A 26,302-nucleotide genomic window follows, 5' to 3' on the forward strand; every position below is an offset into this window, starting at 1 on the left:
AGGAATCATGGAGAGCAAGATCAGAGAGCAGGAGAGTATTCCTACCTCCAAAGTGCAGCGTGCCGCAAAGTTTATCAAAACCGGAGCGAAAGTAGGGGGCAATTATGTTAAGCATTATGCCAAAAAAGTAGTGAATCCTTCTTTGACAAAGGAGAACCTACACAATGAAAATGCCAATGATATCTACAATTCACTGAGCGAACTGAAGGGGTCTGCCTTGAAAGTAGCACAGATGATGTCGATGGATAAAAACATTCTTCCAAGGGCTTATCAGGACAAATTCACCATGGCGCAGTACAGTGCACCTCCTTTGTCTTATCCGCTTGTAGTGAAGACATTCCAAAAATATTTTGGTAAAACGCCAGAAGCCTTATTTGAAACTTTCACCAAGTCAGCGGTCAATGCCGCTTCTATTGGGCAGGTTCATCAGGCGACCAAAGATGGGAAGAAACTGGCTGTTAAAATCCAATATCCCGGTGTTGCAGATTCTGTTAGCTCTGACCTGAAATTGGTCAGACCATTTGCTTTGAGATTGCTCAATATGAATGAACGGGAGCTGGACCACTATATGGAAGAAGTGGAAAGCAAGTTGATAGAAGAGACCGATTATATCCTTGAGGTGCAGCGTTCCTTGGAAATTTCAGCAGCCTGCAGCCATATCGAAGGTTTGACTTTTCCCGGGTATTATGAGGAGATGAGTTCAGACCGTATCATCACGATGGACTGGATTGAAGGAAAGCATATCAAAGAATGGTTGGAGACCCACCCTTCTCAGGAAGCTAAAGATAAAGTCGGTCAATCTCTTTGGGATTTCTACCACCATCAGGTGCATAACCTGCAGCAGGTTCATGCAGATCCTCATCCTGGGAATTTCATCATTACCGAGGATAATAAGCTTGGAATCATTGACTTTGGTTGTGTGAAGATCCTGCCACAGGATTTTTACCAAGGATATTTTGCCTTGATCAAGAAAGACATGCTGCTCAATGAACAAGAACTTAATGAGGTATTTTATGGTCTGGAGTTTATTTCTGACAAAGATACAGAAGAAGAGAAAGCCTATTTCAAAGGAGTATTCAAAGAAATGATTTCCTTATTGGGCAAACCGTTCCATTCCGAAACCTTTGATTTTGCAGATGATTCCTACTTTGAGCAAATCTTCCAATTGGGAGACAGGATTTCCAATGACAAGATGTTTAAAAAGTCCCGTCAGGCAAGGGGTTCTAGGCATGGATTGTATATCAACAGGACGTATTTTGGTTTGTATAATTTACTCAATCAATTGCAGGCAAATATCACGACTACCAAGCCGGATTGGTTAAAATAATTCAGAAAAGTTGTTTCAATCACCATAAACCACCTTGGGAAACCAGGGTGGTTTTTTGTTGCACCGATTGATTAATTTAGAAAAGGAGATTTGAAGTATTTACTTTTTTAAATTCAGATATTTCGAGGGTCTAAAAAAAGTATGAAGGGCTGTTCATTACCAAATAGGTAACTTGAAACCAAACCTAAGCGTAATCTATAAAGGGCTAAAGGGCCGTTCCGTATCAGCCCATAGGGTGAAATCCTGGGTTAAAGATTCCAAATGCATCAGATTAGGCCTGAAGGGCCGATCTGTATGAGACTGGGATGCAATCCCAGGTTAAGGATCGGATATCCATCACCGGTGATTGAAGCGAAATGCCCTATCAAATCATGATAATTTGGTTTTTGGATCAATTCAATTTGATGAAAGGTATGTTGGGGATTATACAGATCGGCTCTTCATGCCTTTTTTCATTCCAAAAAAAAGTCTAAAAACATAGAGCTAAAGGTAGTATAATCTCACTTTTAAGGCCATTATCATTAATTAGATTTTATTGCTATTAAGTTTACTAAAAACAATTGTTAACTATATGTTTTTTATTTATCATTGATAATAATTCATTTAAATAATAGGAAAGATATTTTATGAAAAGTTACTTATTAAGTTTTGTTTGCTTTTTTATTTTAGTTTTAGAAGTTAGCGGTCAAGTCCAAAGAGACAGAGAGCTTATTTATCGGATAGGAACAGGTACTGCAATAGATGGGAATAGTGGTTTTTGGGCAGTTAATTTTATTAATGAATTGAGTTATTATGCCACTCCAAGGTTTTCCATCAATCCGTCCTTGACTTATTTTGCATCAGTTGCAGATTTTGATCTTCTTGGCGGATATTGGACTCCAAGGATGAATGGTGAAAACGTGGAAACATTTGTATCGAGCTTGTTCACTGATGTCAGATTTCAGTATGATATCATCAAGACCAAAAATGATTTTAGATTGGGAATTGGTTTTGGCCCTTCGTTTCAATATGGAGGTGATGGCATACATGGTGGTTGGGTGTTAAATGAGTCTGGTAGCTACGACAGTGTTTGGCGTGTAGAAAGACATGCAAGATTAGGCTATGTAACTCAAGTGACTTTCGACTGGCAGGGTAAAAATGTCAACCGGAGAAATACATTTGGCATAAGTATGTCATCCTTTGATGGGTATTGGCCATATTATTTAATGGTGAATTACAGGTTAGGGTTTAAGTTGTAAAAACCTTGAGTTCTCCATGAACTTGAGGGTTTGAGTTTCGGTACGTATGTGAGACATAGGAACTGTTTACTAATTGATTTAATTGACAATACCCTTAAAAGATGAACCCTTCGAGTACGTCGGGACGAACGCAAAGTATAAAAAAAGCTGACCTCGAAAAAGGTCAGCTTTTTAATTTATTGTCTTAAGTTTACGGAATTCTTCGGGACAAGCTTTACGTCTTATATCTAAATAATAATTATCCGATAGATACTCTTTTGAAAGCAGCTACAGTCATACCTTTGCTTACGCCGTCAAGGTATTGAGCGATAGACTTGCTGTTGTCTTTTACGAATGCCTGGCTCAACAAAGTGTTTTCTTTGTAGAATTTCTGCAATTTACCCATGGCAATTTTCTCTAACATCTCTTCAGGCTTGCCTTCTTGTCTGGCTTGCTCTTTACCAACTTCGATTTCTCTTTCGATAGTAGAAGCGTCCACACCGTCTTTGTCAACGGCAACAGGGTTCATAGCAGCAATTTGCATTGCCACGTCTTTACCAGCTTCTTCAACTTCAGCACCGTTTACATTAACCAATGCAACCAATACACCTAATTTACCATTAGAGTGGATATAAGGAACTACTGCTTCTCCTTTCACTACTTCGTAGTGGGAGATTTCGATTTTCTCACCGATTTTACCGGTCATCTCTACGATTTTGTCGGCAACAGTGATGTTTTCAAATGGAAGGGCTAGGATTTGCTCAACTGAAGTAGCTGCGTTTTTAGTAGCCAAGTCCAACAAAGTGTTAGCAAAAGCAACGAATTCTTCGTTTTTCGCTACGAAGTCAGTTTCGCAGGTCAAAGAAAGCAAAGTACCTGTAGCACCGTCAGCGCTTACAGCAGTTACGATAGTACCTTCTTTGGTTTCACGGTCAGCTCTTGAAGCTGATACTTTTTGACCTTTTTTTCTTAGGATGTCAATAGCTTTTTCGAAATCACCTTCTGCTTCAGTAAGGGCTTTTTTACAGTCCATCATACCGGCACCGGTCATTTGTCTCAATTTGTTTACTTCTTGTGCAGTAATAGCCATTTTTTAGTCAATTTATGAGATTAAACTTTTTTCTTTCGTTGTGATTGAGACCTGACAGGTTTTTAAACCAAACAGATCTATATGTTATTGAAAACCTCAGAGGTTGAAGTAAATTTTTCCACTTACATTAAATGGAGTTGAAGCCTCAAAGGTTTGGTAAAAACAAAAAATTGAACACAGGCCGGAACCGTATGTTCAATCTTTTGAATTCATAAAATCAAAGTGGATTACTCTTGAGTTTCGGCGTCCACAGCTTTCTTTGCTTCTTCCTCTTCAGAAAGTTTAGCATCTTCTTTGTCTCTTTTCCTTTCGGAAAGACCTTCTTCGATAGCTGTTCCAAACGCTTTGATCAGCAAAGAGATTGATTTATAAGCATCGTCATTAGCAGGGATTGGGAATTCCACCTCATTAGGGTTAGAGTTCGTATCTACCAATGCGAATACAGGGATACCAAGCTTTTGTGCTTCTGCGATAGCGATATGCTCTCTTTTGATGTCAACGACAAATAAAGCAGCAGGAAGTCTTGTCAGGTCAGCGATACCGCCCAATACAGATTCCAATTTCTCTCTTTGTCTGGTGATCATCAGACGCTCTTTCTTCGCAAGGTTCTTGTAAGAATCTTCTTTCATCATTTTGTCGATGGAAGACATTTTCTTCAAGGATTTACGGATAGTAGCGAAGTTGGTCAACATACCACCTAACCATCTTTCGGTTACGTAAGGCATGTTCAATCTTCTTGCTTCTTCCGCTACCAAGTCTTTCGCCTGCTTTTTAGTAGCGACGAACATAACTTTTTTGCCTGAGCGAACGATCTGCTTGATTGCGTTGGATGCTTCTTCGAGGCAAACAAGCGTTTTGTTTAGGTCAATGATATGGATACCGTTCTTCTCCATGAAGATATACGGCGCCATTCTTGGATCCCACTTTCTCGTCAAGTGTCCAAAATGAACACCAGCATCCAGTAAGTCTTTATATTCTATTTGTGCCATTAATAAATAAGATAGTTTCGATATAAAATTCGAAGTAAATCCAGATTAACGTTTAGAGAACTGGAATCTTCTTCTTGCTTTTCTGCGTCCTGGTTTCTTACGTTCAACCATTCTTGGGTCTCTGGTAAGGAATCCTTCTTTTTTCAAGGCAGGTCTGTGTTCGATATCAAATTCGCACAAAGCTCTGGCAATTGCCATTCTAGCAGCTTCAGCTTGTCCTTTAATACCACCACCGTCTACATTGATCTTAATGTCATAAGAACCGTCAACTCCTACTAAAGAGAGTGGCTGTTTTACAACGATCTGGTGCAAGTCAAAGGGGAAGTAAACTTCGATCGCTCTGTTGTTAACAGTGATCTCACCTTTACCTGGCTTCATGTAGATTCTTGCAACAGATGTCTTTCTTCTACCGATTGTATTGATAATTTCCATGAACTGCAAAGATTAGAGTTTGATTTCTTTAGGTTGCTGTGCTGCATGAGGATGCTCAGAACCATTGTAAACGTAAAGGTTTCTGTACAATTCTCTTCCCAATCTGTTTTTAGGAAGCATTCCTCTTACAGCTTTCTCTACCAAAATAGAAGCAGATTTTTGCTTCAATAATTTTGGCGTAGAAATACGCTGTCCACCTGGGTAACCAGTGTGACGAACATATACTTTTTCGTCCATCTTTCTTCCGGTCAACCTAACCTTGTCTGCATTGATGACAATCACGTTGTCTCCGCAGTCCACATGAGGAGTGTAAGAAGGTTTGTTCTTACCCCTAAGGATTTTTGCAACCTCACTGGCAAATCTACCTAGTACTGCAGACTGGGCATCCACTACCACCCAGTTTTTCTCTACAGTCGCAGCATTTGCTGATACGGTCTTGTAGCTTAATGTATCCACTGTGTAAATGTTTAATTATTAGCTTGTTAAATATACTTCACCCTCAAAAAGGGACACAAAGATAGAAGTAATTTCTTTTTATTGCAAAAGAAACAACATTATTGCCCACATTTTCTACGAGTTAGCGGTTTTTTTCCAGTTGTTTGACCAATACCTCAAAGTCTTTTGGGTAAGGAGCCTGGACTTCTATCCTTTCTCCTTTTACCCCATCGAATGCGATGGCATAGGCATGGAGCGAAACACGCTGCATGATGGGCAATTCATCAGTGCCTTTTTTGAGATTAAATCGCCGTTTTAAGGCAGATAAATAAAGTGGTTTGCCACCATACATTTCATCACCACATATCGGGGACTTCAAATGTGCCAAATGAACCCTGATCTGATGCAGTCTCCCTGTGATGGGTCTACATTCTATCAAGGAATGCGCATAATAGGTCCTCAGGGTTCTGAAGATTGTCTGAGCAGGCTTGCCTTCTTTGGTTATCTTGGCGAGGCCTTTATTGGTCGCGTGGATGTTGCGGTCCACCAGAATATTGTCGTATTCATGGATGCCTTCCACTACTGCATGATAGACTTTATTGACCTTTCTGTCTTCAAACTGTATGGCGATGTTTCTGTAAGCCTCCGGGTGTTTGGCAATTACCAAGCATCCTGATGTCTCCTTGTCCAATCTGTGACACACCTGGGCATCAGGGGTGTATTGCTTGGCCAAGTCCAGAATATTCTGCGCCTCATGCCTGTCGTCCAATGTCGATAAATAGGGAAGCTTATTGATGACAAGGTAATCCTCGTTTTCAAACAGAATCAAGTCCTTAAAATCAATTTTTTTCATGCAGCTTCTACTCCCAATAAGGGCGCAAAATTATGAAATAAAATTCAGTGTAGAAAATATTATCAAAAGAATGTTTTGCAGCGATGTCGCAGTAATTCTGTAGTTGAATATAAAACATAGTTGTCATACTGGTTTAACAATTAAGTCCTTTTTCATCTTTACTGATTTAGCCTTCCCAAATCATGGATGTATTTTTTACCTTTGAATCGAAGATGAAGGAAATAATAATGAAAGAAAGAAATTTTTCTTTACGTACAGTCAACGTCATGCGCTATGTTATGCCTCTGCGGGAAGGAGGTTCCCTGCCAGCTTTGGCGGAAGCGGATGACGGATTCAATTATGTCTTGAAATTCAAGGGGGCAGGACAAAGGGAAAAGGCTTTGATTGCCGAACTTATCGGAGGTGAGGTCGCTAGACTTTTGGGCTTGAAAGTGCCTGAATTGGTTTTTGCCAATCTTGATGAAGCTTTTGGACGCTCAGAAGGTGATGAAGAGATTCAAGATTTATTGAAAGGTAGCCAAGGGCTTAATTTAGGACTGCATTTTTTATCCAAAGCAGTCACTTTTGATCCTGGCGCATCTTCGGTAGATGAAGAGCTTGCTTCTAAGATCGTTTGGTTGGACGCTTATATCACGAATGTAGACAGGACGTATCGCAATACCAATCTGCTGATTTGGAATAGGGAATTATGGCTGATCGATCATGGAGCGTCTTTCCTTTTTCACCATTCTTGGGAAAATTTTGAGAAGCATGCCAAAAGTCCTTTTTCCATGATCAAAGATCATGTGCTCTTACCAATGGCTGGCAAATTGGAAAAAGTAGACCATGAAATGAAATCAAAAATTACCCCTGATAAAATCTCAGCTATTTTGGACTTGGTTCCTGATGAATGGCTGATGGCTTCGAGAGATGTGGAAAGTCCTGACGAAGGGAGGAAAGTTTATGAAGAGTTTTTGTTGTTGAGGTTAGAAAATTCATCTGTATTTGTAAAAGAAGCTCAAGATGCAAGGAAAGCACTTATATGAATATGCCATCATCCGCATTGTGCCAAGGGTAGAGCGGGAGGAGTTTGTCAATGTTGGGATAATACTTTGCTGCAAAAGGGAGAATTACCTTAAAAGTAAAGTGTTGTTGAATGAGCAAAAAATCTTTTCGCTAGACCCAGCAGCAGATATGTTGTTGTTTAAGGAATACTTGGATTCTTTCTCTAAAATATGCAAAGGAGAGAATGTAGGGAGTCCTATTTCAAAACAGGATGTGGCATCCAGATTCAGGTGGCTGACAGCAGTGAGAAGTTCTATGCTGCAAACTTCAAGGCCTCATATCGGATTCACAGATGATCTGGAGAAATCCCTGGATAAATTATTTGAAGAGTATGTGTATTGATGTGCAAATCTTATCGAGCCAAGGTTTGCTCATAGTGATTGAGGAGAAATGGAAGAATTGGTGGCCGAAGAATTTTCTTAGGCCACTTTCTTTTTGTCTTTATCCAGAGGCAATTCAAAACTGAAGACAGAGCCCTTGCCCAAGGTACTGCTGACCGAAATCTTACTTTTGTGTCCTTCAAGGATATGTTTGACGATGGCCAATCCCAGGCCTGTTCCGCCTTTTTCCCTTGACCTGCTTTTTTCTACCCGGTAAAAGCGTTCAAAAATCCGTTTGAGGTCATCAGGTGAAATGCCCTTACCATTATCTTTGACTTCTACCATGATATTGTTTTTGAGCATTTTAAGAAAGACTTCCACTTCACCGCCGTCATTATTGTATTTGATGGCGTTGGATATCAGATTTTGACATACTCTGAAGATTTTATCTTTGTCCGCAATGGTATGATAAGATTTGTCCTTATCATAAAAAAAGCGGATAATCATATCACGTTTTGCAGCTTTGTGTTCAAGTTCTTCAATCACTTCATGAATCACCTCTTTGAGATCAAAAGACTCGAAATGGAATTTGATTACCCCGCTTTCCATCTGATTGAGGGTTAATAGGTCTTGGACCAATTTGTCCAAGGCATTTAGGCTCTTTGCTGCTCTTTTTAAAAACTTCAATCTTACGGATTTGTCTTCTACTGCACCGTCCAATAAGGTGTGGATATAACCCTGAGCAGCGAAAATCGGGGTTTTTAATTCATGGGAAATATCCGCAATAAACTCTCTCCTGAATGCAGCATTCTTCTGAAGGGTTTCGATTTCTTTGTTTTTGGATTGTGCGTAAAGGTTGATGGTTTTGTTGATTTTTTTCAAAGGAGAAATCGAAAGCCTGTCGGATTTGTCGGGGATGCTGGAGTAATCTTTCTTTTGTATTTTTTCCAACACACTGTAGATGTTGCTGATTTCTTTGAAGATCAAAAATTCCAAAGTGACCTGCATCAAAATATAGGATACTGAAAATGAAATAGCACCAGCTACCAGCAAAAGTGATGGAGTCGCATCATCCATTAACAATAAAAAAGCAACCGTAAGGGCTGAGATAGCAACAGCCAAAACCAATGAAATCCCCCGGGAAGTGGTCAGCATAGATTAGCTCATGTCGAATTTATAACCTACTCCTTTAACCGTAGTGATATAATCTTCGCCTATTTTTTCTCTGACTTTTCTGATATGTACATCCACTGTTCTGGCCAATACAAATACATCAGCGCCCCAAATATTCTGCAAAAGATCATCCCTACTAAATACCATATTAGGATTTTTGGCAAGGAAATACAACAGTTCAAATTCTTTTTTGGGTAAAGTGATGGTTTTGCCCGCTTTGTCAATGGTATAGCTGGTGCGGTCAATGATCAAATCTTTGATTTTTATCTGGGTGAATTCCTGTTCTTTCTTGGTTTCTCTTCTGAACAGAGCCGCTATCCTGCTCATCAAAGCCCTTGGCTTGATAGGCTTGGTGATGTAATCGTCTGCTCCCACATCGAATGCAGCTACTTCTGAATATTCCTCAGCTCTTGCAGTCAGAAAAATTACAAAGGTATTTTTCAGTTCAGGGATTTCACGGATTTGCCTGCAGGTTTCCACACCGTCCTGATTGGGCATCATGATGTCCAATAGAATCACATCAGGGTGGAATTTGTTGGCAATTTTCACTGCCTTTATGCCATCTTCAGCAGATTCAACTTCATAGCCTTCCTTTTTAAGGTTATAAGTGAGGAGTTCCACGATGTCCGGCTCATCATCAACGACCAGTACCTTCAGTTTTTGTTTATCACTCATGTATGGATAGCGGGTTAATTTTACGCTATTGTGATGCTAATTTAAAAAAAGCCTTGGTATAAAATCTTATTTGATAAAAAATCATGGGCAAATACAACATTAGGTTCTTTTTAGATACCCATTTGTTAAAATAATGTTACCCAATGATCAATTAATTGTTACGGAGTCCTTTGGCTTCAGTAATATCCATATCTAGGGATCCTACCATGAGCCTGGCTTTTATTTTTAAAGGTATTTTATTCATGTCATCAGAAACCCAAACGGTAACAGGCTGCTCGCCTCTAAAAAGCTTGTTTTTGGGCATAACTGGAGAAAAGATAAAGGTATTAAATTCCCCCAGTTTGGTTTTAATATTTTCTCTGCCCTCATAAATGAGTTTAAGATTGTAGATTTCTTTGTCAAAAAAGCCTGGAATAACCACTGTGTCTCCAACTTTTAATTTTTTTAGATCCATCGTCCGAAGGAAATAAAATCCACTGACAATATCCTGAATATTTTCAGGTATAGAATAGTCTTTTGTGTCGACCACATTTTTGTTTTCTTTGTCATAAAGTCTGACATGGGCATTCTTTTTTTGATGGTCAAAGATTACCCGCTCATGTTTTCGGTATTTTCCTTCTTCGATATGTCTGTAAGATTGATAGGGGATTATCTTAGTGGTATCCAGGTAACTTCCCCAGTTGTCATTGACTTTGAAAAGTTTGAATATACCGAGCGTTTGACCATAAACATCTATTTTATAGGCGGGACGGTTATTCATGGACATGATCCTGGGACTTATAATCATTTTGGCTTCTGCGGCATCCAGAAAACCATAACTTACTTTAAAAGTCAGTTCTTCTCCGTTTTTAAAAGCCATATTTTTCTGTCCATAAGCGGTAAATGCTAAGGAAAAGAAAAAAAATGCGACAATTACTGACTTTAATACCTGATTTTTCATTAAATTAAGATTTCTACTGAAAGCTTTTCAAATCTTATTCCAATATTAGCGAAATATTGAACACGGCTAAATTTTGGTACCTAAAAAGTAATAACGTAAACCTTTTTGGCAGAGTTGGGTCTCCAATAATCTATGTTTAATTTAACATTTTCAAATAAACATTTGTAAATAACAGATATGAGTGCAAATACTGAAAAACTGAAAGCCCTACAGCTGACAATTGATAAGCTGGAAAAGACCTATGGGAAAGGCACGGTGATGAAGTTGAGTGACAACAAGGTGCAGGATGTGCCGGCTATTTCTACCGGATCATTAGGTTTGGATATGGCGTTGGGTATTGGTGGGATTCCACGTGGCAGGGTAATTGAAATCTATGGTCCTGAATCTTCAGGTAAGACAACCTTGACGATGCATTGTATTGCAGAAGCTCAGAAAGCTGGAGGACTTGCTGCTTTTATTGATGCAGAACATGCCTTTGATAAGACTTATGCAGAAAAGTTGGGTATTGACACGGAGAATTTATTGATCTCTCAGCCGGATAACGGTGAGCAGGCACTTGAAATAGCAGAGCACTTGATCCGTTCTGGTGCTATTGATATTATCGTCATAGATTCCGTGGCTGCCTTGGTGCCAAAAGGAGAACTTGAGGGGGATATGGGTGACAGCAAGATGGGCTTGCAGGCAAGATTGATGTCCCAGGCATTGAGAAAACTCACTGGAGCGATCAATAAAACCGGGTGTGCCTGTATTTTTATCAACCAGCTAAGAGATAAAATCGGGGTAATGTTCGGTAATCCGGAGACTACAACTGGTGGTAATGCCTTGAAATTCTATGCTTCTGTGCGATTGGATATCAGAAGGATTGGTCAGATTAAGGAAGGTGCTGATAATGTTTTGGGCAACCGCACCAAAGTAAAAGTTGTCAAAAACAAAGTGGCGCCGCCGTTCAAAGTAGTGGAATTTGACATCATGTATGGACAGGGTATTTCCAAAGTAGGGGAGATAATTGACCTGGGAGTGGAATTTGATATCATCAAAAAGGCAGGTTCTTGGTTCTCTTACGAAGGAAACAAACTCGGGCAGGGCAGGGATGCGGTGAAAAACCTCCTTTTGGATAATCCTGAACTGATGGAGGAATTGGAAAAGAAAATCAAAGAGAAAGCAGGTCTTGGCGCTTCGGTTAAAGTAGAACCAGGAGAGGAAGATTAAAAATTAGCTGAAGATTATATTCATCAAAAAGCCCCTGAAGATTCAGGGGCTTTTTGATTAGGTAGCTCTGATGGCTTCAACAGGATCCAGTCTTGCTGCAAGTGTAGCAGGGACTATTCCCGACACCACTCCAATTGCTGAGGAGATTCCCAATCCCAAAATAACATTCTTCAAAGAAAGGACCAGTTCAAGCGAACCTACAGGAATAAAGGTAATGCCATACACGATGATAATGCCAGCAATTCCTCCAATCAGGCTAAGGAAGATGGCTTCAAACAAAAACTGGAAAAGAATGAAGTAATTTTTTGCACCTAAGGATTTTTGGATTCCGATAATATTGGTCCTTTCTTTTACCGAAACGAACATGATATTGGCAATTCCAAATCCTCCCACTAATATGGAGAATCCTCCGATTACCCATCCTGCAGTACTGATGACATCAAAGATAGAACCAATGGTATTCATGATAAACTCCGACTTGTTCAAAGCGAAATTGTCTTCTTGGGTTGGTTTCAGACCTCTTTTTGCTCTCATGGCACCAATGAGCTCGTTTTCTAAAGCTACCAGCCCCACATCATCATCCTTGCCTTTTACCGCGATACTGGGTTCGATGCCATTCTGACCCACAAAATACAGTTTGGTAAAACTGCCATAAGGGATCATCACGGCTTCATCTTTGGAGGCTATTTCAAATAATCCTTCTCCTTCTTCCTCGAATATTCCAATGATGATAAATTTTGAACCCTTTATTTTGAATTCTTTCCCTAGAGGGTCCCTGTTCGGGAATAATGTGTTGGCAATTTTCACGCCTATAAGCGCAACATTTCTTGAAGCGTTAACCTCAGATTCGGTAAAAAATCTCCCAGATTCTAAAGGTAAGTCATACACATCTTTGTATGTGAAGACTACTCCGGTCAGATTCGTTCCTTTATAGGAATTGCTGCCCGCCTGCACAGTTGCATTAGCGCCAGCAGAGAATGTCACGGCTTCTGAGTTTTTAAGTTTATCCTTTAGGAAAGTATATTCTGCGTAAGTATTGTAAGGTCTCCTGAAATATTTCCACCATGGGTAATCAGGCCCACCGACAAACTGAAACCTGTTTACAGTGACAACATTGCTTCCTAAAAAACTGAAGCTGGATTTGATGTTTTTCTCCAAAGAATCCACCAAGGTGAATACTGCGATGATGGCAAAAATACCCACCGTTACACCTAATAGAGATAATATAGTCCTGGTAAGATTTGACTTAAGGGCCTGCATGGCAAACCTCAAACTTTCCCAGATGAGTTTGATATAGATCACGATTTTTTATAATGTGTTAAAAACTAATTCACAAGATAAGTAGTTTTCGGGAGAATTATTGTTAACTTTGCGCTTTTTAAAATGAATCTTAATTGGCAGTAATCAAGCAATTACCTATCCATATATATGAAGTTATCAGACTTTAAATTCGACGTTCCCAAAAAACTCATTTCCTTATATCCAACAGATAATCGAGACGAATCCCGTTTGATGGTTGTCCATAAAAAAACCGGAGAGATTGAACATCGTCTTTTCAAGGATATCATCGAATACTTCGGTGATGGAGATGTTTTTGTCATGAACGATACTAAGGTATTTCCTGCTAGATTGTACGGAAATAAAGAAAAAACAGGCGCCAAAATCGAAGTTTTCTTGTTGAGAGAACTTAACCAGGAGTTAAGGTTATGGGATGTGCTCGTAGATCCTGCGAGAAAAATCCGTGTGGGTAACAAGCTTTACTTCGGCGACAGTGATCTGGTAGCAGAAGTTATTGACAATACTACTTCAAGAGGAAGAACCATCAGGTTTTTGTTTGATGGTACTGATGAAGAGTTTTATAAGACGATTGACTCTCTTGGAGAGACACCTATTCTCAAAGAATATATAGAAAGGAAAGTAGAGCCGGAAGATAGAGAAAGGTACCAGACTATTTTTGCCAAGAATGTAGGGGCTGTAGCAGCGCCAACAGCAGGATTGCATTTTACTCCACATTTGCTCAAAAGACTAGAACTCAAAGGTGTGGCAGTTACCCCTATTACACTTCATGTTGGTTTAGGGACCTTCCGGCAGGTTGATGTTGAAGACTTGACAAAACACAAGATGGATTCAGAGAATTATAACATCCCTGGAAAAACAGTAGAATTGGTTAATGAAGCACTTGATAATAAGAAAAGGGTTGTATCTGTTGGAACAACTACTCTTAAAACGATTGAGTCATCTGTAACAGCCAATGGTAGACTGAAAGCTTCTGAAGGATGGACAGACAAGTTTATCATTCCTCCTTATGACTTCAAAATTGCCAATGCCTTGATTACGAATTTTCACCTTCCGGAATCTACCTTGCTCATGACAGCGGCTGCATTTGGGGGTTATGATCTGATCATGAAAGCATATCAGGTGGCAGTAAAAGAAAAATATAGGTTCTTCTCTTATGGGGATGCCATGTTGATCATCTAATCTTAAAAAGGCCTTTTTAAAGGCCTTTTTTTATTTCATTTTCCAAGAATGCTAAACTTTGCGTACTTTTTACCCTTGATAAGTTGATTAATTGTATGAAAAAATACGCAGTCATTGTAGCTGGAGGGACAGGAACCAGAATGGGAGCGCCAATTTCAAAGCAATATCTTGAAATAGGGGCCAAACCTGTGCTGATGCATACCTTAGAGAAGTTCCATCATGCAGATGCTGATATAGAGTTAATTTTGGTAATCCCTAAAGATGACTTTGATCTATGGGATTCATTTTGCAAACAATACCAATTTGCCATTCCTCATGCGGTAGTGGCGGGTGGAAGCAGTAGGTTTGAATCCGTAAGGAATGGGCTCAAAGCCATTGATGGCGACGTAGGTTTGGTCGCGGTTCATGATGGTGTCCGACCATTTGTAGCATCTGAAGTTATAAAGGAGAGCTTTCTCATAGCGGAAAAGTTTGGTTCAGCTATAGCGGTCATCGGTTTAAAGGATTCTATCAGGAGAATCACAGAAGAAGGAGAGTCACATTTCGAAGACCGTCAATTATACAGGTTGGTACAGACGCCTCAGACCTTTCAGCTTTCCAAAATCAAACAGGCCTATGAAGTACAGGAATTACCCCAATTCACAGATGATGCCACTGTCTATGAGCATCAGGGTTGGCAGGTAAAATTGATTTCCGGAAATTTGGAAAACATCAAGATAACTACACCTGAGGATATGGATTATGCTGCTTTCCTGATGAGTAGGGGAAATCCGTAAAGGAATTCACCGATTATATCCTGCCGTTTACCGATTTTTTTATTCTGATGGCCTATTTATACACTGCCATAAGTTTAGCTCTCTTTAGTTTTGTCTCATTCTAATCAGAAATAATTAAATGAAATAATCATGGCAAAACGGGATTTTTCTTCAACAAACAATGACCTGACAGCAGGACTGGTCATTTTGATCATCGGAGGTGTTTTATTGCTAAGAGCTATTGGCTTTTGGTTTCCTTCTTGGGTATTCTCATGGCCGATGGTACTTATCGTCATTGGCTTGGTGATTTCTGCCAAGCATAATTTCCAAAGTGGATTTGGAGTGGGCTTGTTATTGGTAGGTGGTTTCTTTCTTATCAAAAAGAATTTTGGTTTTCCTTTTGAAGTTGAACCTTATTTGATTCCAACAGGCCTTATCATTTTTGGTTTATACCTGATCTTAAAGCGTAGCAGGGATAAGGAGCGTTTTAATGAGGATTTCTTCAGGAATTTTCAGAAAGGGGCAGATAAAATGGGAGTAAATGATCAGGAAGGAAGCCATAGTAGTCCTCAAAACTACGTTTACAATGATGCTGGAGATATCATCAGTGCCCAGGCATTGTTTACGGGCATTCAGAAAAGGGTGCTGTCTAAAAACTTCAAAGGAGGAAAGGCTTCAGCGATCTTTGGAGGAACTGAAATAGACCTTTCTCAGGCTGATCTGGCTCCGGGTGCCATGCTGAATATTGAAGTGGCCTTTGGTGGGGTGAAATTGGTTGTGCCCCCTCATTGGGATTTGCAGATTAATGTTACCAATATGTTTGCCGGGGTTGAAGATAAAAGAATGTATCCTCAGACTCCTCCAGATCCTTCAAAAGTGCTGAAAATTTATGGTTCTGTAATTTTTGGAGGTTTGGAGATCAAATCGTTTTAATCCAAGGCAATTGTGATAAGAGATATTTTAGCATCCAAAAACCAAAGTGGACTGAAGGTGATAGCCATTATGCTGATAGGCATAATGGTTATTGCCATGCTGATCAATTATTATGGTTTTATCTACCGATTGGCGATCGTAGATGCATCTTTAAATGTGTTATTGTTGGTGATCGGGTTTTTACTTTTAGACAATGTATTCGGATTTTACCTTCCCCAAAAATCGCAAAGATGGTTAATAATTGCACTGCCTTTGATGTTGGCCTTTGGAACTGTTTTTTTTACAAGGTACCTGTTTAAATGGTTGCTGGCTTCAGATTTTAACTATCTTGAATTTGTGGAGTATTCCATTCCTGTCAGGCTTTTTGTTTTTTTTATATTGTATCTTTTTTGGTCAGCATTACTTGTCCTTCACGGGAAACTTGAGGATCAAATGAAGACCAAGGACAGACATGAAAAAATCCAGCAGATGTCAAAGGAGGCTGAACTGTTCCATCTTCGGCAGCAATTGCAACCGCATTTTATTTTCAATAGCCTGAATTCCATCAGCGCTCTTGTCAAATCGAATCCTGAAAAAGCACGGGAAATGGTGGTGCAGCTATCTGAATTTTTGAGAAGAACAATCAAGAAGAATGATAAAAATTGGGTGGGCGTAGAGGAAGAATTGGAGTATTTGGGATTATTTTTATCCATTGAAAAAGTAAGGTTTGGCCATAGGCTAAAAACTGAAATAAAGGTATCTGAAGAGAGTAAAGAGCTCAGGATACCACAGTTGCTGATTCAGCCTTTATTGGAAAATGCCATCAAACATGGGCTGTACAGTGTCCTGGAAGATGTAATGATTGGGATTGGATTTACTCAAAAAGACAATTATCTTTTAGTTTCTATTTCAAATCCCTTCGATTCTGATTCTCCAGGAAATAAAGGAGCTGGATTTGGATTGGAGGCAGTCCAAAGGAGGCTATTCTTGATGTTTGGAAGGAATGATCTGATTGATATCGATAAAGGTAACGGGATTTTTAAGGTGACAGTTAAAATACCTCAGCACTATGATTAAGACTTTGATAATTGATGACGAGCCTTTGGCAACCGAAATCATAAAGGAATATTTATCAGACTTTCCTCAGTTTGAGGTTATAAAAGTGTGTCATAATGGCTTTGACGGGCTCAAAGCCATTTATGAGACGCAGCCTGAACTGATTTTTCTAGATGTTCAAATGCCAAAATTAAATGGTTTTGAATTACTGGAATTGCTTGATAATCCTCCATATGTCATATTCACTACCGCATTCGACCAATATGCCATGAAGGCCTTTGATATCCATGCGATAGATTATTTACTCAAACCATTTTCATCCCAAAGGTTTGCCAAGGCCATAGAGAAGTTTCTTCAATTGGACAAAAATGCAAAGATGGACAGTAAACATCTGGAAGAGGAAAATCAACATCCGGAGTCAGCTAATAGAATCGTGGTAAAAGTTAAGAATGAGATAAAAATCATTCCCTTGGAAGAGGTGAAATTCATGGAAGCCAATGATGATTATGTGAATATTTATACAGCAGAGGGGAAGTTTATCAAAAACAAGACTCTGTCATTTTTTGAGAAAACCTTGGATCCGCTTCAGTTTGTCAGGGTTCACAGATCTTACTTGGTAAAAGTAAGTGAAATCAGCAAAATAGAACCATATGAAAAAGATAGTTATGTTTTGAAGTTAAGAGACGGGCAAAGTGTTCCTGTCAGCAAAACTGGTTTTCCGAAATTAAAAACCGTCTTGGGTATTTAAATGAAAAAAGCCCATTTAAGGGCTTTTTTTAGTATTCATCTTCATTAAAGAAGAAATCATCTTTCGTAGGATAGTCTGGCCAAATCTCTTCGATGTTCTCATAAGGCTCGCCGTCATCCTCAAGTTCCTGGAGGTTTTCAACAACTTCCAAAGGGGCACCGGAACGGATCGCGTAATCGATCAACTCGTCTTTGGTTGCAGGCCATGGCGCATCTTCAAGGTAAGATGCTAGTTCTAATGTCCAATACATAGTTTCAGAGTTTAATGTTTACCGCCTTAACGGCATGCAAAAATAGAAATAGTTTTAAATTTTCAATTGTTAACCCATTAATTATTTGAAAGTTCCTTCAAGATGAAATTTTTTACATCAATTTTTCTTTTGAAGGCACTTAATTTTCTCCTCAGCATGATTTCAAAATCACTTTCATTCGTTCTGAAGTTTTCGGCATTTTCCTTAACAGTGGCCAGTTCATTTTCATCTCTGTAGATGAGATCTTTCAAAATAGACGATTTGATACGCTTTTGTTCTGACACTTCTTTCTTGTCAAAATCTGGATATTTTGAATGAGCCAATTTATTCAAGAATAATTTCTCGAAAACAGCTTCTGAATAGAATGTAAATGAACGCATGACCAAGTTTGCCTCTTTAGGCTTTCTTGGGGGAAGCTTTTTCCAATCAGCTTGCAGTTTCTTGGCAGACGAAATTACCTCTGGGTTTGTTTCAGCATAAGCCAGTTTTTTCATTTCCTCGGTCATACTTTCCATTTTTTTCATGAGTTCCCAAGGCTTCATCTGTGGTTCAGACTGCATGGTCCTTCTGAATCTGCTGAAAATTCTGTTGTTCAGTTTGGAAAACTCATCCCAAAGTGGCTGCCTTTTTTCTGCAGGAACTTTGCCGGCAGCTTTCCATTCTTTTTGGATTCTTTTGGAAATTTCAAATGCTTTTTTTGCATCAGGATTGTCAAATGCCTCTCGTGCCTGTATGACCAAGTCTTCGTAAACTTTGATGTTCTCTTCTGCCTGCAGCGCGAGTCCTTCGAAATAGTGCTTTCTGTTTTCAAAAAAAGTGTCAACTGCTAAATTGAAAGCCTGTTCGACTTCCTCTTCGAATTCCTTTTCCACGGGACCTGTTTTGATCCAGCGCATTTTCAGGTTTTTGAATTCTTCAGCAGTATTCTTCCAGTCTGTATCATTTTTCAAGGCCTCAGCTTCTAAGATCAAGCCTTTTTTGATTTCCAGATTACGTTCACGATTTTTCTTGATGATGTCTTCAAGGTAGACCTGTAATTTGTCCAAGTCCTCAATAAGCGGTACAAAATCCCCTAAGGCATCATAATCCAGCATAGAGTCTCTCAAATGAATCAGCTTCATCAAGAAGGAACCTTTATTCTGGTTTTCTTCAATATCGTTTTTTAACGCATTGATTTTTTCTTTTAAGGAGGCAAATCTATCCTCAAAATATTTGATGGTAGATGCTTCGTCTTCTTTTACTTCTCCAATCACCCTGTCCGGCTGATTCAAAAATCCCTTAAGATAAACCTTGTTATCTTTAATGTACCCGTATGGATGCTCCATTTCGATCTAATAGGTTGCGTGGTAGTCCGTTTAATTTTCTGCAAATTAATTAATTCAAATGCATTTATCCTAAGAAAGCCCTTTTTTTGCCATATTTGTCATTCTTGGATGAAAAAATAACTACAATTCCCTTATGAGTAACGAGAAAATCATATTTTCTATGGCAGGGGTATCAAAAATTTACCCGCCTCAGAAAAAAGTTTTAAAAGATATTTACCTGTCATTTTTCTACGGTGCCAAAATCGGCGTACTTGGTCTCAATGGCTCCGGTAAATCCTCCTTGCTGAAAATTATAGCAGGTGTTGATAAAGAATTCCAAGGTGAAGTGGTATGGTCTCCAGGCTACTCTGTTGGTATGCTGGAACAGGAACCCCAATTGGATCCTACCAAAACCGTAAAAGAAATTGTGGAAGAGGCCGTTGCCGGTACTGTTGCTCTACTCAAGGAATTTGAGGAAATCAATGAGAAATTCATGGATCCTGCCTTGATGGAAGATCCGGATGCCATGGATAAACTGATCCAAAAGCAAGGTGAAGTACAGGAGAAACTTGATGCCGCCAATGCCTGGGAACTAGATACCATGTTGGAAAGAGCAATGGACGCCCTGAGACTTCCCCCGAGTGAGGCCAATGTGGCAAATCTTTCAGGTGGTGAAAAGAGAAGGGTAGCGCTTTGCCGCCTTTTATTACAGGAACCAGATGTGCTTTTATTAGACGAACCGACCAACCACTTGGATGCTGAGTCGGTGCTCTGGTTGGAGCAGCATTTACAGCAATATAAAGGAACAGTAATTGCCGTCACACACGACCGTTACTTCTTGGATAATGTGGCAGGCTGGATCTTGGAATTGGATAGGGGAGAAGGTATCCCTTGGAAAGGCAACTATTCTTCCTGGTTGGAACAAAAGCAGGATAGACTAAAACAGGAAGAAAAAACTGAGTCCAAACGTCAGAAGACCCTAGAAAGGGAGTTGGAATGGATACGCATGGCGCCAAAGGCCAGACAGGCAAAGGGGAAGGCCCGCCTTTCTGCTTATGACAAACTGGTCTCCGAAGAGTCCAAAGAAAAAGAAGCCAAATTGGAACTTTACATTCCTCCAGGACCTAGACTGGGAGCAAAAGTGATTGAAGTCAATGGTGTGTCCAAAGCTTATGGGGACAAATTGCTTTTTGAAAACCTTTCTTTCAGCTTGCCACAAGGTGGCATCGTAGGAATTATCGGGCCAAACGGTGCGGGTAAGTCAACTTTATTCAAATTGATTACAGGACAAGAAAAGCCAGATGCCGGACATTTTGAAATTGGAGAGACAGTGAAACTGGCCTATGTGGATCAGGAGCATGATAACTTGGATCCTAATAAAACCGTCTATCAGGCTATCTCTGAAGGTAATGAGTTGATGAAATTGGGAAATAAAGAAATTAACTCCAGGGCTTATGTGAGTAAATTTAATTTTGCTGGCTCCGATCAGGAAAAGAAACTTGGCGTGCTATCCGGCGGTGAGCGCAACAGGGTACATTTGGCCATGACTCTGAAAGAAGGCGGCAACTTGTTGCTTTTGGATGAACCTACAAACGATTTGGATGTGAACACCCTGAGAGCTTTGGAAGAGGCATTGGAGAACTTCGGTGGTTGTGCAGTGATTATTTCCCACGACCGATGGTTTCTAGATAGAATCTGTACCCATATCCTGGCTTTTGAAGGAGATTCCCAAGTGTATTGGTTTGAGGGTAACTTCTCCGATTACGAGGAAAACAAGAAAAAGCGCTTGGGTGATGTGACTCCGAAGAGGATTAAGTATAAGAAGCTTAGGTAGAGGAGAGAAGCTAGAGATTAGAAACGAGAAACAAGAGACAAGAATCAAGAACTAAGACTTGAATTTGGATATCTAAAATTGCATATGGGAAAATGGCCCGGGTTTTTGACCTGGGCTGTTTTTTTAAATTACATTACCTGTTATTTTAAAATTAAAAAATATCACTATTTTTAGGGGAAAGGTTCAGATGAAAGGGATATTGATTTTTAATATTATTTTAGGGATTGTTGCATTGGCCTTAGGGATATTGGCACTGATACGTGGATCCCATTTAACTGCCGTAGGTATGGGATTTGTATTGCTTTCCAATATCATTCAGAGTATTCAAGGGTATATAAACATTAAGAAATCCAAAGCTCAGGAGGATTAGCATTTTTGTCCCGATAATTAAAACATGTTCATATGGAGAAACTGTACAATTTTTATTTCTTCCTTTTCATCCCAGTCTTCTTGGTAAATCAATTTGTCTATAAATTGGTCACAATACCACCCTGGTTAAAGGGACTGCTTTTGATCTTGGGCGCATTGTTGTTTTTTACAAGTGCTATGAAGAAGCGGAAAAAGGATATGAAGCAATCCTAATTCTTATCTCATTACCGTTTTATATATCCTTTCAAATACTTCGGTAGGTTCTATTTCACCGGAATTTTGCTCGTTGGTATCGGAACCTACAAAAATCGGCCAATCCATTGGGTCCTCTGGTGTCCTTCCATGAGAACCCTTGACCAAGGAGGCATCCAAAGAAATCACATCCATCAAGTACCTGAAACCAAGTTTCTTTTTCAAAAGCTTCATCCCGATTTTGCCCTTCAGGAATTTGATTTCCGGATCGGCCAAAGTTTCTACAGGATCATAGCCTGGCTTACGATGGATATCTACCGTCCTGGCATAATCAGGTGCCTTGTTATCATCCAGCCAAAAGTAATAGGTAAACCAGGAATCTTTGTCTGCTACGGCAATCAGTTCTCCAGCCCTTGGATGATCCAAATGGTATTTTTGTTTTCCTTCCTTGTCCAGTACTTTTTCAATTCCAGGCACCCTTTCCAACATGCTTTTGATAGCAGGAATATCTGCTTCGTCTTTGATATAGACATGGGCCAACTGATGGTCTGCCACGGCAAATGCCTTGCAGGTGCCGGCATCCAAGGTTTCTCTTCCCAATTCATCTTTTACGACTATGCAGCCTTCTTTCCTTAAGATTCTGTTGATATGGATAGGGTTATTAACCGATGTGATGCCGTACTCAGAAAGGAGTAATACCTCTGTTCCCTGCTTTTCAAAATAGGTAATCAGGTCTTCTGCCACTTTGTCGATTTCCCTTAGGTCCTTTTTTATTTTTTTAAAGTCCAGGCCATATCGCTGCAAGCCATAATCCAAATGAGGAAGGTAAATCAGGTTCAGGGTAGGATTGAACCATTGGTCTACTTTTTTGGATGCCTCGGCAATCCATTGGGTGGATTCGATATTGGCATTTGGTCCCCAGAAGGAGAAAAGCGGAAACTGCCCTAATTCCTGCTGCAACCTGTCCCTCAGGTCCATAGGGTGGCTGTGGATGTCCGGTAATTTCCTTCCATCTGCTGGGTACAAGGGCCTTGGGGTCACTGCATAATCCACGGAGGAATACATGTTGTACCACCAGAACATGTTGGCACAGGTGAAATTAGGATCCTGATTTTTCAACTTGTCCCAAATTTTTGGAGACTGTACCAGGTGGTTGGACTGTCTCCAAAATTTGATTTCGCATTCGTCTCTGAAGTACCAGCCGTTGCCGACGATTCCGTTTTCCTCCGGCCATTTTCCTGTCAGGTAAACCGATTGGGAAGCGCAGGTTACTGCTGGTAATATGGGTTGGATAAAAGTTTTTTGCCGCTTTTCTATCCATTTTTTAAGGAAAGGCGTATGTTCTCCGATCAATCTGGAGGATAAAGCGACAATATTGATTACAACTGTTTTTTTCATTTTTCAAATGTTTTGATGACCCAGTCCATTTCTCTCGTAATAGAAGACGAAAGTTCTTGTCGAAGGTCTTTGTCCAATACATCCCAAGTGTAAGTTTCCACTTCCAAGTGGCTGCAGACAGGATGTTTTTTGATTTCCTCCAGCACATTGATGATATCGGATTGGGTGGATGAAAAATCCCCATAATGCGCTAAGAAAACCGGTACATGAAAGTGTATTCTCATTTCCTCCATATCTGTTTCGTTGAGAATAGCAATGGCTTCCGGAAGGTCTGTGTAAGATTGGAGTTGACCAGCTTTATCTCTTCCAATGACCTGATGAAGGTAAGTGGATTCGGCCAGGGGTTTAAGTTTCGTTTGCAGGAATTGTTTTTCCTTTGGATCTTTTGGAATTCCTACTTTCAAGGCAGCTGAAATCTGGATTTTGCCGATTTTGATTCCTTCTTCCTGGAATTTTCGGAAGGTGTCTTCTGCCTTTTCATAGACTATGGCAAAATGACAAACATCATAGCAAATTCTGATATGGTGTTTCAACAGCTGCGCTGCAGCAACTGAGGAAATCCCCAATTTCTCAACCAGCCATGCACCTCCTTTTGGAATCAACCAGTTCTTGAAAAACCAAAGTACTTCCTCAGTATTTTCCAAAATCCCATCGGGTTCGGGTTCTATATCCAAATGAAGCGTTTTATGGGCTTTTTGCTCGATTTGATGCAATTTGGCTGTAATTTCTGCCAACTGTTCACAGGCGGTAAGAAGCACCTCATCTCTTTCAGTTTCAGAACCGAACCAGTGACGGTAAGAAATAGGAGAGGTTGAAATGCTGCCTTCCTGACCTTTTGGGGTTAATGCTTCCAGGATCTGGAAAAGTCTGAGTGTATATTCCTTTCTGGCAACTGTAGACCAGTCTGGTTGGTGTACCTTGTCTTTGACCACTGAATGATGGAATTCCCCATAAGGGAAACCGTTCATGGTGAAAACATAGCAATTATGAGCATCTAACCATTTCTGAAATTCCCCAAGATTTCTATCGGAAATCAGTGTTTCGCTGGCCTGATTGGAAAGCCTGAGGCCAATACCAAAAGGGCCTTGGATCCCCAAGTTTGCTTTCACTTTTGGAATGTAATCCTTGATGCTTTGGAAAGTGTCCTCCCAGGTTTCGCCCGGATGGATATTGCTGCAATAACTCAAATGATGTCCCTGTATCTGCATGCCTGTCAATTCACATTCGCAATTTTATGTTTGGATTCCAGATAAGTGATGGCTTCACCAATCAGGCTAGGATCCATTTCATGTACTTCTTCTCCTTTTCCTATGGCTTTGAGCAACATGATGGTCAGTCTTCCTCCCAGGTGTTCCCTGAATTCCTCCAGTCCTTTGATCAGGTTTTCTCCTGTTAGTTCGGGAACATACAGGTCGAAGCCCAAGTCAGAGATCAGTTTCAATATCCTATCTAAATCATCTTGTCCAATCCATCCTTTCAAAAAGGAATAGCTGCTGTCCAAAGCGATGCCAATGGCGACCGCTTCTCCATGTCTTAAATCAAAGTTGGTCAGGTATTCCAGCTTATGTGCTGCCCAGTGTCCAAAGTCCAAGGGCCTGGAGGAACCCATTTCAAAGGGGTCTTTTCCGGCGATATGGTCCAGGTGCATCTGTGCACAGCGGATGATGGATTCCTTCATAGGTTCCATCTCTCTTCCGGCCAGATCTTTGGCATGCTTTTCCATCCATTGGAAAAAATCCACATCCTTGATCAGGGCAACTTTGATGGCTTCTGCCAAACCGGATCTCCAATCCCTATCGTCCAAAGTTCTTAAGAAATCAAAATCGTTGATGACCAGATAAGGGGTGGCAAAGGTGCCTATGTAATTTTTCTTTCCGAAATAATTGATGCTGTTCTTTACCCCCACGCCAGAGTCATTTTGTGAAAGTACTGTGGAAGGGATTCTGATATGCCTCACCCCTCGGTGTGAAATCGCGGCAGCAAAACCCACCATATCCAAAACCGCCCCACCGCCTATGGCCATGATATAAGAATGCCGGTCTATAGCGTACTGGTGAGTGGCTTCTACAATTTGCCTGACCAGATTTTCATCATTTTTGGAAGCTTCCCCTCCGGGAACAATCATTGGGGCTGCACAAAGGAAAATGTCCTGTTTGTAGGCTTCAAAATATTGCTTCAGCTTGGTAATCAGGTCAGGGTGGGCTTCAGTAAGGCCCTTGTCCAGCACAACGAAAATCTTTACGGGATTTTCAGTCCTGAGATGGTCTGCCAAAAGGCTATTGTTTGGATCAAACAGGCCATGGGTAAAGCATACCTTGTATTGGAAATTGACTGCAAAGGCCTGTTGAAGTACTGTATTTGTCATTTTAGTCGAGGCGTTGAGCCATCAAGTTACGGCGAATATTTTTGCCAATCTTAATGAAATAGGAAGTAGGATCAAAATACAGAGCCCAACCCACCAACCTGAGAAGCTGGCAGCAAGGGAGGCATTGAGGATGATCAGGGAAATCACAGCTGCTTTTACTGATTTTCCTATCAACTGGGGCTGCTGTAAGCGCAGGGCTTTGATGAGAGGAGGAAAAATCATATAGGCAAAGAAACCTACAAAAGGAATGACCATCCATCCGGCATTTCCTTCCAAAAAGGCAATAAAGAGGAGTACGGAAATAATAATGATGAAGATGCCAAGACCACTGATCAAAGCATTTTTATTTTTACCATGTACTTCACCTCTGCTGATCATGGTGATGGCAGCAACATAAGCCAAAGGAATCAGACCCAAAGCCCAGAAATCAGGTAGAAGATCGGGAAGGACTGAAATGCCCAATAGCAAATTGCCTGCCCGGCAAAGGCCCATATTGATCGGTCCGAAAATAGCCTGATGTTTTCCCCAAGCATCATAAAACACAGCCAATAAGCCCACTGTCAGGGCAATCAAACCACTCCAAAGATTAACCTGAAAGGCAGCCAGAACACCAAGCGCTATCAATATAGTAGCCATCAAGGCGGCATTACTTTTTTTCACTTTCCCGCTTGGAATTGGACGCTCTGGCCGCTCTATGGCGTCCAATTTGGCGTCAAATACATCATTGAAAGCTACACCGCCTCCATACAATCCTATGGTGGAAAGGGATAGCCAGATCAATGAGAGCACATAAGCGTTCTCTGTTTCGGCATTTTGGGAGACCAAAAGTGCAGCAGCACCGGAAACGGCAAAACCTGCCCAAATATCAGCGATGGCTGTAATAACGTTGGCAGGTCTTGTGAGCTGTAAGTAAGCTTTGATATTTAAAGCTGCCATA

Annotated in this window: 27 protein-coding genes; 12 read left to right on the forward strand and 15 right to left on the reverse strand. The window is 40.3% G+C overall.

What is annotated here, in order from left to right; all coding sequences use genetic code 11:
- The first annotated feature begins 7 nt into the window (after positions 1–7).
- Both ACFFIP_RS12655 and ACFFIP_RS12660 read left to right on the forward strand, forming a co-directional pair.
- Complete coding sequence (locus ACFFIP_RS12655) at positions 8–1,327, forward strand: ABC1 kinase family protein (protein ID WP_382388023.1); 1,320 nt, start codon at positions 8–10, stop codon at positions 1,325–1,327.
- A gap of 626 nt (positions 1,328–1,953) precedes the next feature.
- The gene (locus ACFFIP_RS12660; RefSeq protein ID WP_382388024.1) at positions 1,954–2,565 is read left to right on the forward strand and encodes a hypothetical protein; all 612 of its coding nucleotides are present in this window, start codon (positions 1,954–1,956) and stop codon (positions 2,563–2,565) included.
- A gap of 238 nt (positions 2,566–2,803) precedes the next feature.
- Here the strand turns inward: ACFFIP_RS12660 and tsf are convergent, their stop codons facing one another.
- From tsf to ACFFIP_RS12685, 5 genes are all read right to left on the reverse strand, one after another.
- Positions 2,804–3,634, reverse strand: coding sequence for a translation elongation factor Ts (gene tsf, locus ACFFIP_RS12665; RefSeq protein ID WP_382388025.1), 831 nt, complete (start codon positions 3,632–3,634; stop codon positions 2,804–2,806).
- A 227-nt stretch (positions 3,635–3,861) separates the two neighbouring features.
- Positions 3,862–4,623 carry a 30S ribosomal protein S2 gene (gene rpsB / locus ACFFIP_RS12670; protein ID WP_382388026.1) on the reverse strand — a complete coding sequence of 254 codons (762 nt, stop codon included), beginning with the start codon at positions 4,621–4,623 and terminating at the stop codon, positions 3,862–3,864.
- A gap of 45 nt (positions 4,624–4,668) precedes the next feature.
- Positions 4,669–5,055 carry a 30S ribosomal protein S9 gene (gene rpsI, locus ACFFIP_RS12675; protein ID WP_382388027.1) on the reverse strand — a complete coding sequence of 129 codons (387 nt, stop codon included), beginning with the start codon at positions 5,053–5,055 and terminating at the stop codon, positions 4,669–4,671.
- A 12-nt stretch (positions 5,056–5,067) separates the two neighbouring features.
- On the reverse strand, positions 5,068–5,511 hold the full coding sequence (gene rplM, locus ACFFIP_RS12680; RefSeq protein ID WP_382388028.1) for a 50S ribosomal protein L13: 444 nt from the start codon (positions 5,509–5,511) through the stop codon (positions 5,068–5,070).
- Positions 5,512–5,632: 121 nt separating this feature from the next.
- Positions 5,633–6,343, reverse strand: coding sequence for an RluA family pseudouridine synthase (locus ACFFIP_RS12685; protein WP_382388029.1), 711 nt, complete (start codon positions 6,341–6,343; stop codon positions 5,633–5,635).
- Between the two features lie 212 nt (positions 6,344–6,555).
- On the opposite strand from ACFFIP_RS12685, the gene ACFFIP_RS12690 reads away from it, so the two are divergent.
- Both ACFFIP_RS12690 and ACFFIP_RS12695 read left to right on the forward strand, forming a co-directional pair.
- Positions 6,556–7,368: a HipA family kinase gene (locus ACFFIP_RS12690; RefSeq protein ID WP_382388030.1), complete on the forward strand. Its 813-nt coding sequence runs from the start codon at positions 6,556–6,558 to the stop codon at positions 7,366–7,368.
- On the forward strand, positions 7,346–7,729 hold the full coding sequence (locus ACFFIP_RS12695; RefSeq protein ID WP_382388031.1) for a DUF3037 domain-containing protein: 384 nt from the start codon (positions 7,346–7,348) through the stop codon (positions 7,727–7,729). Before ACFFIP_RS12690 ends, ACFFIP_RS12695 begins: the two co-directional genes overlap by 23 nt.
- 77 nt (positions 7,730–7,806) lie before the next feature.
- Here the strand turns inward: ACFFIP_RS12695 and ACFFIP_RS12700 are convergent, their stop codons facing one another.
- The 3 genes from ACFFIP_RS12700 to ACFFIP_RS12710 form a co-directional block, all read right to left on the reverse strand.
- Positions 7,807–8,862, reverse strand: a complete 1,056-nt coding sequence (locus tag ACFFIP_RS12700; RefSeq protein WP_382388032.1) for a sensor histidine kinase — start codon at positions 8,860–8,862, stop codon at positions 7,807–7,809.
- A 3-nt stretch (positions 8,863–8,865) separates the two neighbouring features.
- Positions 8,866–9,555 carry a response regulator transcription factor gene (locus ACFFIP_RS12705; RefSeq protein ID WP_382388033.1) on the reverse strand — a complete coding sequence of 230 codons (690 nt, stop codon included), beginning with the start codon at positions 9,553–9,555 and terminating at the stop codon, positions 8,866–8,868.
- 151 nt (positions 9,556–9,706) lie between these two features.
- Complete coding sequence (locus ACFFIP_RS12710; protein ID WP_382388034.1) at positions 9,707–10,495, reverse strand: DUF3108 domain-containing protein; 789 nt, start codon at positions 10,493–10,495, stop codon at positions 9,707–9,709.
- Between the two features lie 177 nt (positions 10,496–10,672).
- Between ACFFIP_RS12710 and recA the strand changes: the two genes are divergently transcribed.
- Positions 10,673–11,704, forward strand: a complete 1,032-nt coding sequence (gene recA, locus ACFFIP_RS12715; RefSeq protein WP_382388035.1) for a recombinase RecA — start codon at positions 10,673–10,675, stop codon at positions 11,702–11,704.
- A gap of 57 nt (positions 11,705–11,761) precedes the next feature.
- On the opposite strand, the gene ACFFIP_RS12720 is transcribed toward recA, so the two are convergent.
- Positions 11,762–13,006: an ABC transporter permease gene (locus ACFFIP_RS12720; protein ID WP_382388036.1), complete on the reverse strand. Its 1,245-nt coding sequence runs from the start codon at positions 13,004–13,006 to the stop codon at positions 11,762–11,764.
- A 126-nt stretch (positions 13,007–13,132) separates the two neighbouring features.
- Here ACFFIP_RS12720 and queA point away from each other — a divergent pair, with 126 nt between their 5' ends.
- From queA to ACFFIP_RS12745, 5 genes are all read left to right on the forward strand, one after another.
- Positions 13,133–14,182: a tRNA preQ1(34) S-adenosylmethionine ribosyltransferase-isomerase QueA gene (queA, locus tag ACFFIP_RS12725; RefSeq protein ID WP_382388037.1), complete on the forward strand. Its 1,050-nt coding sequence runs from the start codon at positions 13,133–13,135 to the stop codon at positions 14,180–14,182.
- A 95-nt stretch (positions 14,183–14,277) separates the two neighbouring features.
- Positions 14,278–14,958: a 2-C-methyl-D-erythritol 4-phosphate cytidylyltransferase gene (locus ACFFIP_RS12730; RefSeq protein WP_382388038.1), complete on the forward strand. Its 681-nt coding sequence runs from the start codon at positions 14,278–14,280 to the stop codon at positions 14,956–14,958.
- Positions 14,959–15,087: 129 nt separating this feature from the next.
- Positions 15,088–15,870, forward strand: coding sequence for a LiaF transmembrane domain-containing protein (locus ACFFIP_RS12735; RefSeq protein ID WP_382388039.1), 783 nt, complete (start codon positions 15,088–15,090; stop codon positions 15,868–15,870).
- Positions 15,871–15,882: 12 nt separating this feature from the next.
- Positions 15,883–16,926, forward strand: coding sequence for a sensor histidine kinase (locus tag ACFFIP_RS12740; RefSeq protein WP_382388040.1), 1,044 nt, complete (start codon positions 15,883–15,885; stop codon positions 16,924–16,926).
- Positions 16,919–17,653, forward strand: a complete 735-nt coding sequence (locus ACFFIP_RS12745) for a LytR/AlgR family response regulator transcription factor (RefSeq protein ID WP_382388041.1) — start codon at positions 16,919–16,921, stop codon at positions 17,651–17,653. The genes ACFFIP_RS12740 and ACFFIP_RS12745 overlap by 8 nt, the downstream gene beginning before the upstream one ends.
- A 28-nt stretch (positions 17,654–17,681) precedes the next feature.
- On the opposite strand, the gene ACFFIP_RS12750 is transcribed toward ACFFIP_RS12745, so the two are convergent.
- Both ACFFIP_RS12750 and ACFFIP_RS12755 read right to left on the reverse strand, forming a co-directional pair.
- Positions 17,682–17,903, reverse strand: coding sequence for a DUF2795 domain-containing protein (locus tag ACFFIP_RS12750; RefSeq protein WP_008625540.1), 222 nt, complete (start codon positions 17,901–17,903; stop codon positions 17,682–17,684).
- Positions 17,904–17,980: 77 nt separating this feature from the next.
- Positions 17,981–19,228, reverse strand: a complete 1,248-nt coding sequence (locus tag ACFFIP_RS12755; RefSeq protein WP_382388042.1) for a DUF349 domain-containing protein — start codon at positions 19,226–19,228, stop codon at positions 17,981–17,983.
- A gap of 133 nt (positions 19,229–19,361) precedes the next feature.
- Here ACFFIP_RS12755 and ettA point away from each other — a divergent pair, with 133 nt between their 5' ends.
- Both ettA and ACFFIP_RS12765 read left to right on the forward strand, forming a co-directional pair.
- Positions 19,362–21,041: an energy-dependent translational throttle protein EttA gene (ettA, locus tag ACFFIP_RS12760; RefSeq protein WP_382388043.1), complete on the forward strand. Its 1,680-nt coding sequence runs from the start codon at positions 19,362–19,364 to the stop codon at positions 21,039–21,041.
- A gap of 187 nt (positions 21,042–21,228) precedes the next feature.
- Positions 21,229–21,411 (forward strand): hypothetical protein, encoded by a 183-nt coding sequence (locus ACFFIP_RS12765; protein WP_382388044.1) that lies wholly within the window; start codon positions 21,229–21,231, stop codon positions 21,409–21,411.
- A gap of 215 nt (positions 21,412–21,626) precedes the next feature.
- Here ACFFIP_RS12765 and ACFFIP_RS12770 read toward each other — a convergent pair whose 3' ends face one another.
- From ACFFIP_RS12770 to eboC, 4 genes are read right to left on the reverse strand one after another with little or no spacing between them, the layout of a single operon-like run.
- On the reverse strand, positions 21,627–23,000 hold the full coding sequence (locus ACFFIP_RS12770) for an alkaline phosphatase family protein (protein ID WP_382388045.1): 1,374 nt from the start codon (positions 22,998–23,000) through the stop codon (positions 21,627–21,629).
- Positions 22,997–24,208 (reverse strand): metabolite traffic protein EboE, encoded by a 1,212-nt coding sequence (gene eboE / locus ACFFIP_RS12775; protein WP_382388046.1) that lies wholly within the window; start codon positions 24,206–24,208, stop codon positions 22,997–22,999. Before eboE ends, ACFFIP_RS12770 begins: the two co-directional genes overlap by 4 nt.
- 5 nt (positions 24,209–24,213) lie before the next feature.
- Entirely contained in the window at positions 24,214–25,365 is a 1,152-nt protein-coding gene (locus ACFFIP_RS12780) for a 3-dehydroquinate synthase (RefSeq protein WP_382388047.1), read from the reverse strand.
- 21 nt (positions 25,366–25,386) lie between these two features.
- Positions 25,387–26,301 carry a UbiA-like protein EboC gene (eboC, locus tag ACFFIP_RS12785; protein WP_382388048.1) on the reverse strand — a complete coding sequence of 305 codons (915 nt, stop codon included), beginning with the start codon at positions 26,299–26,301 and terminating at the stop codon, positions 25,387–25,389.
- Between the last annotated feature and the right edge of the window lies 1 nt (position 26,302).

The organism is Fontibacter flavus, assembly GCF_042432905.1.
GTDB classification, from domain to species: Bacteria; Bacteroidota; Bacteroidia; order Cytophagales; family Cyclobacteriaceae; genus Fontibacter; species Fontibacter flavus.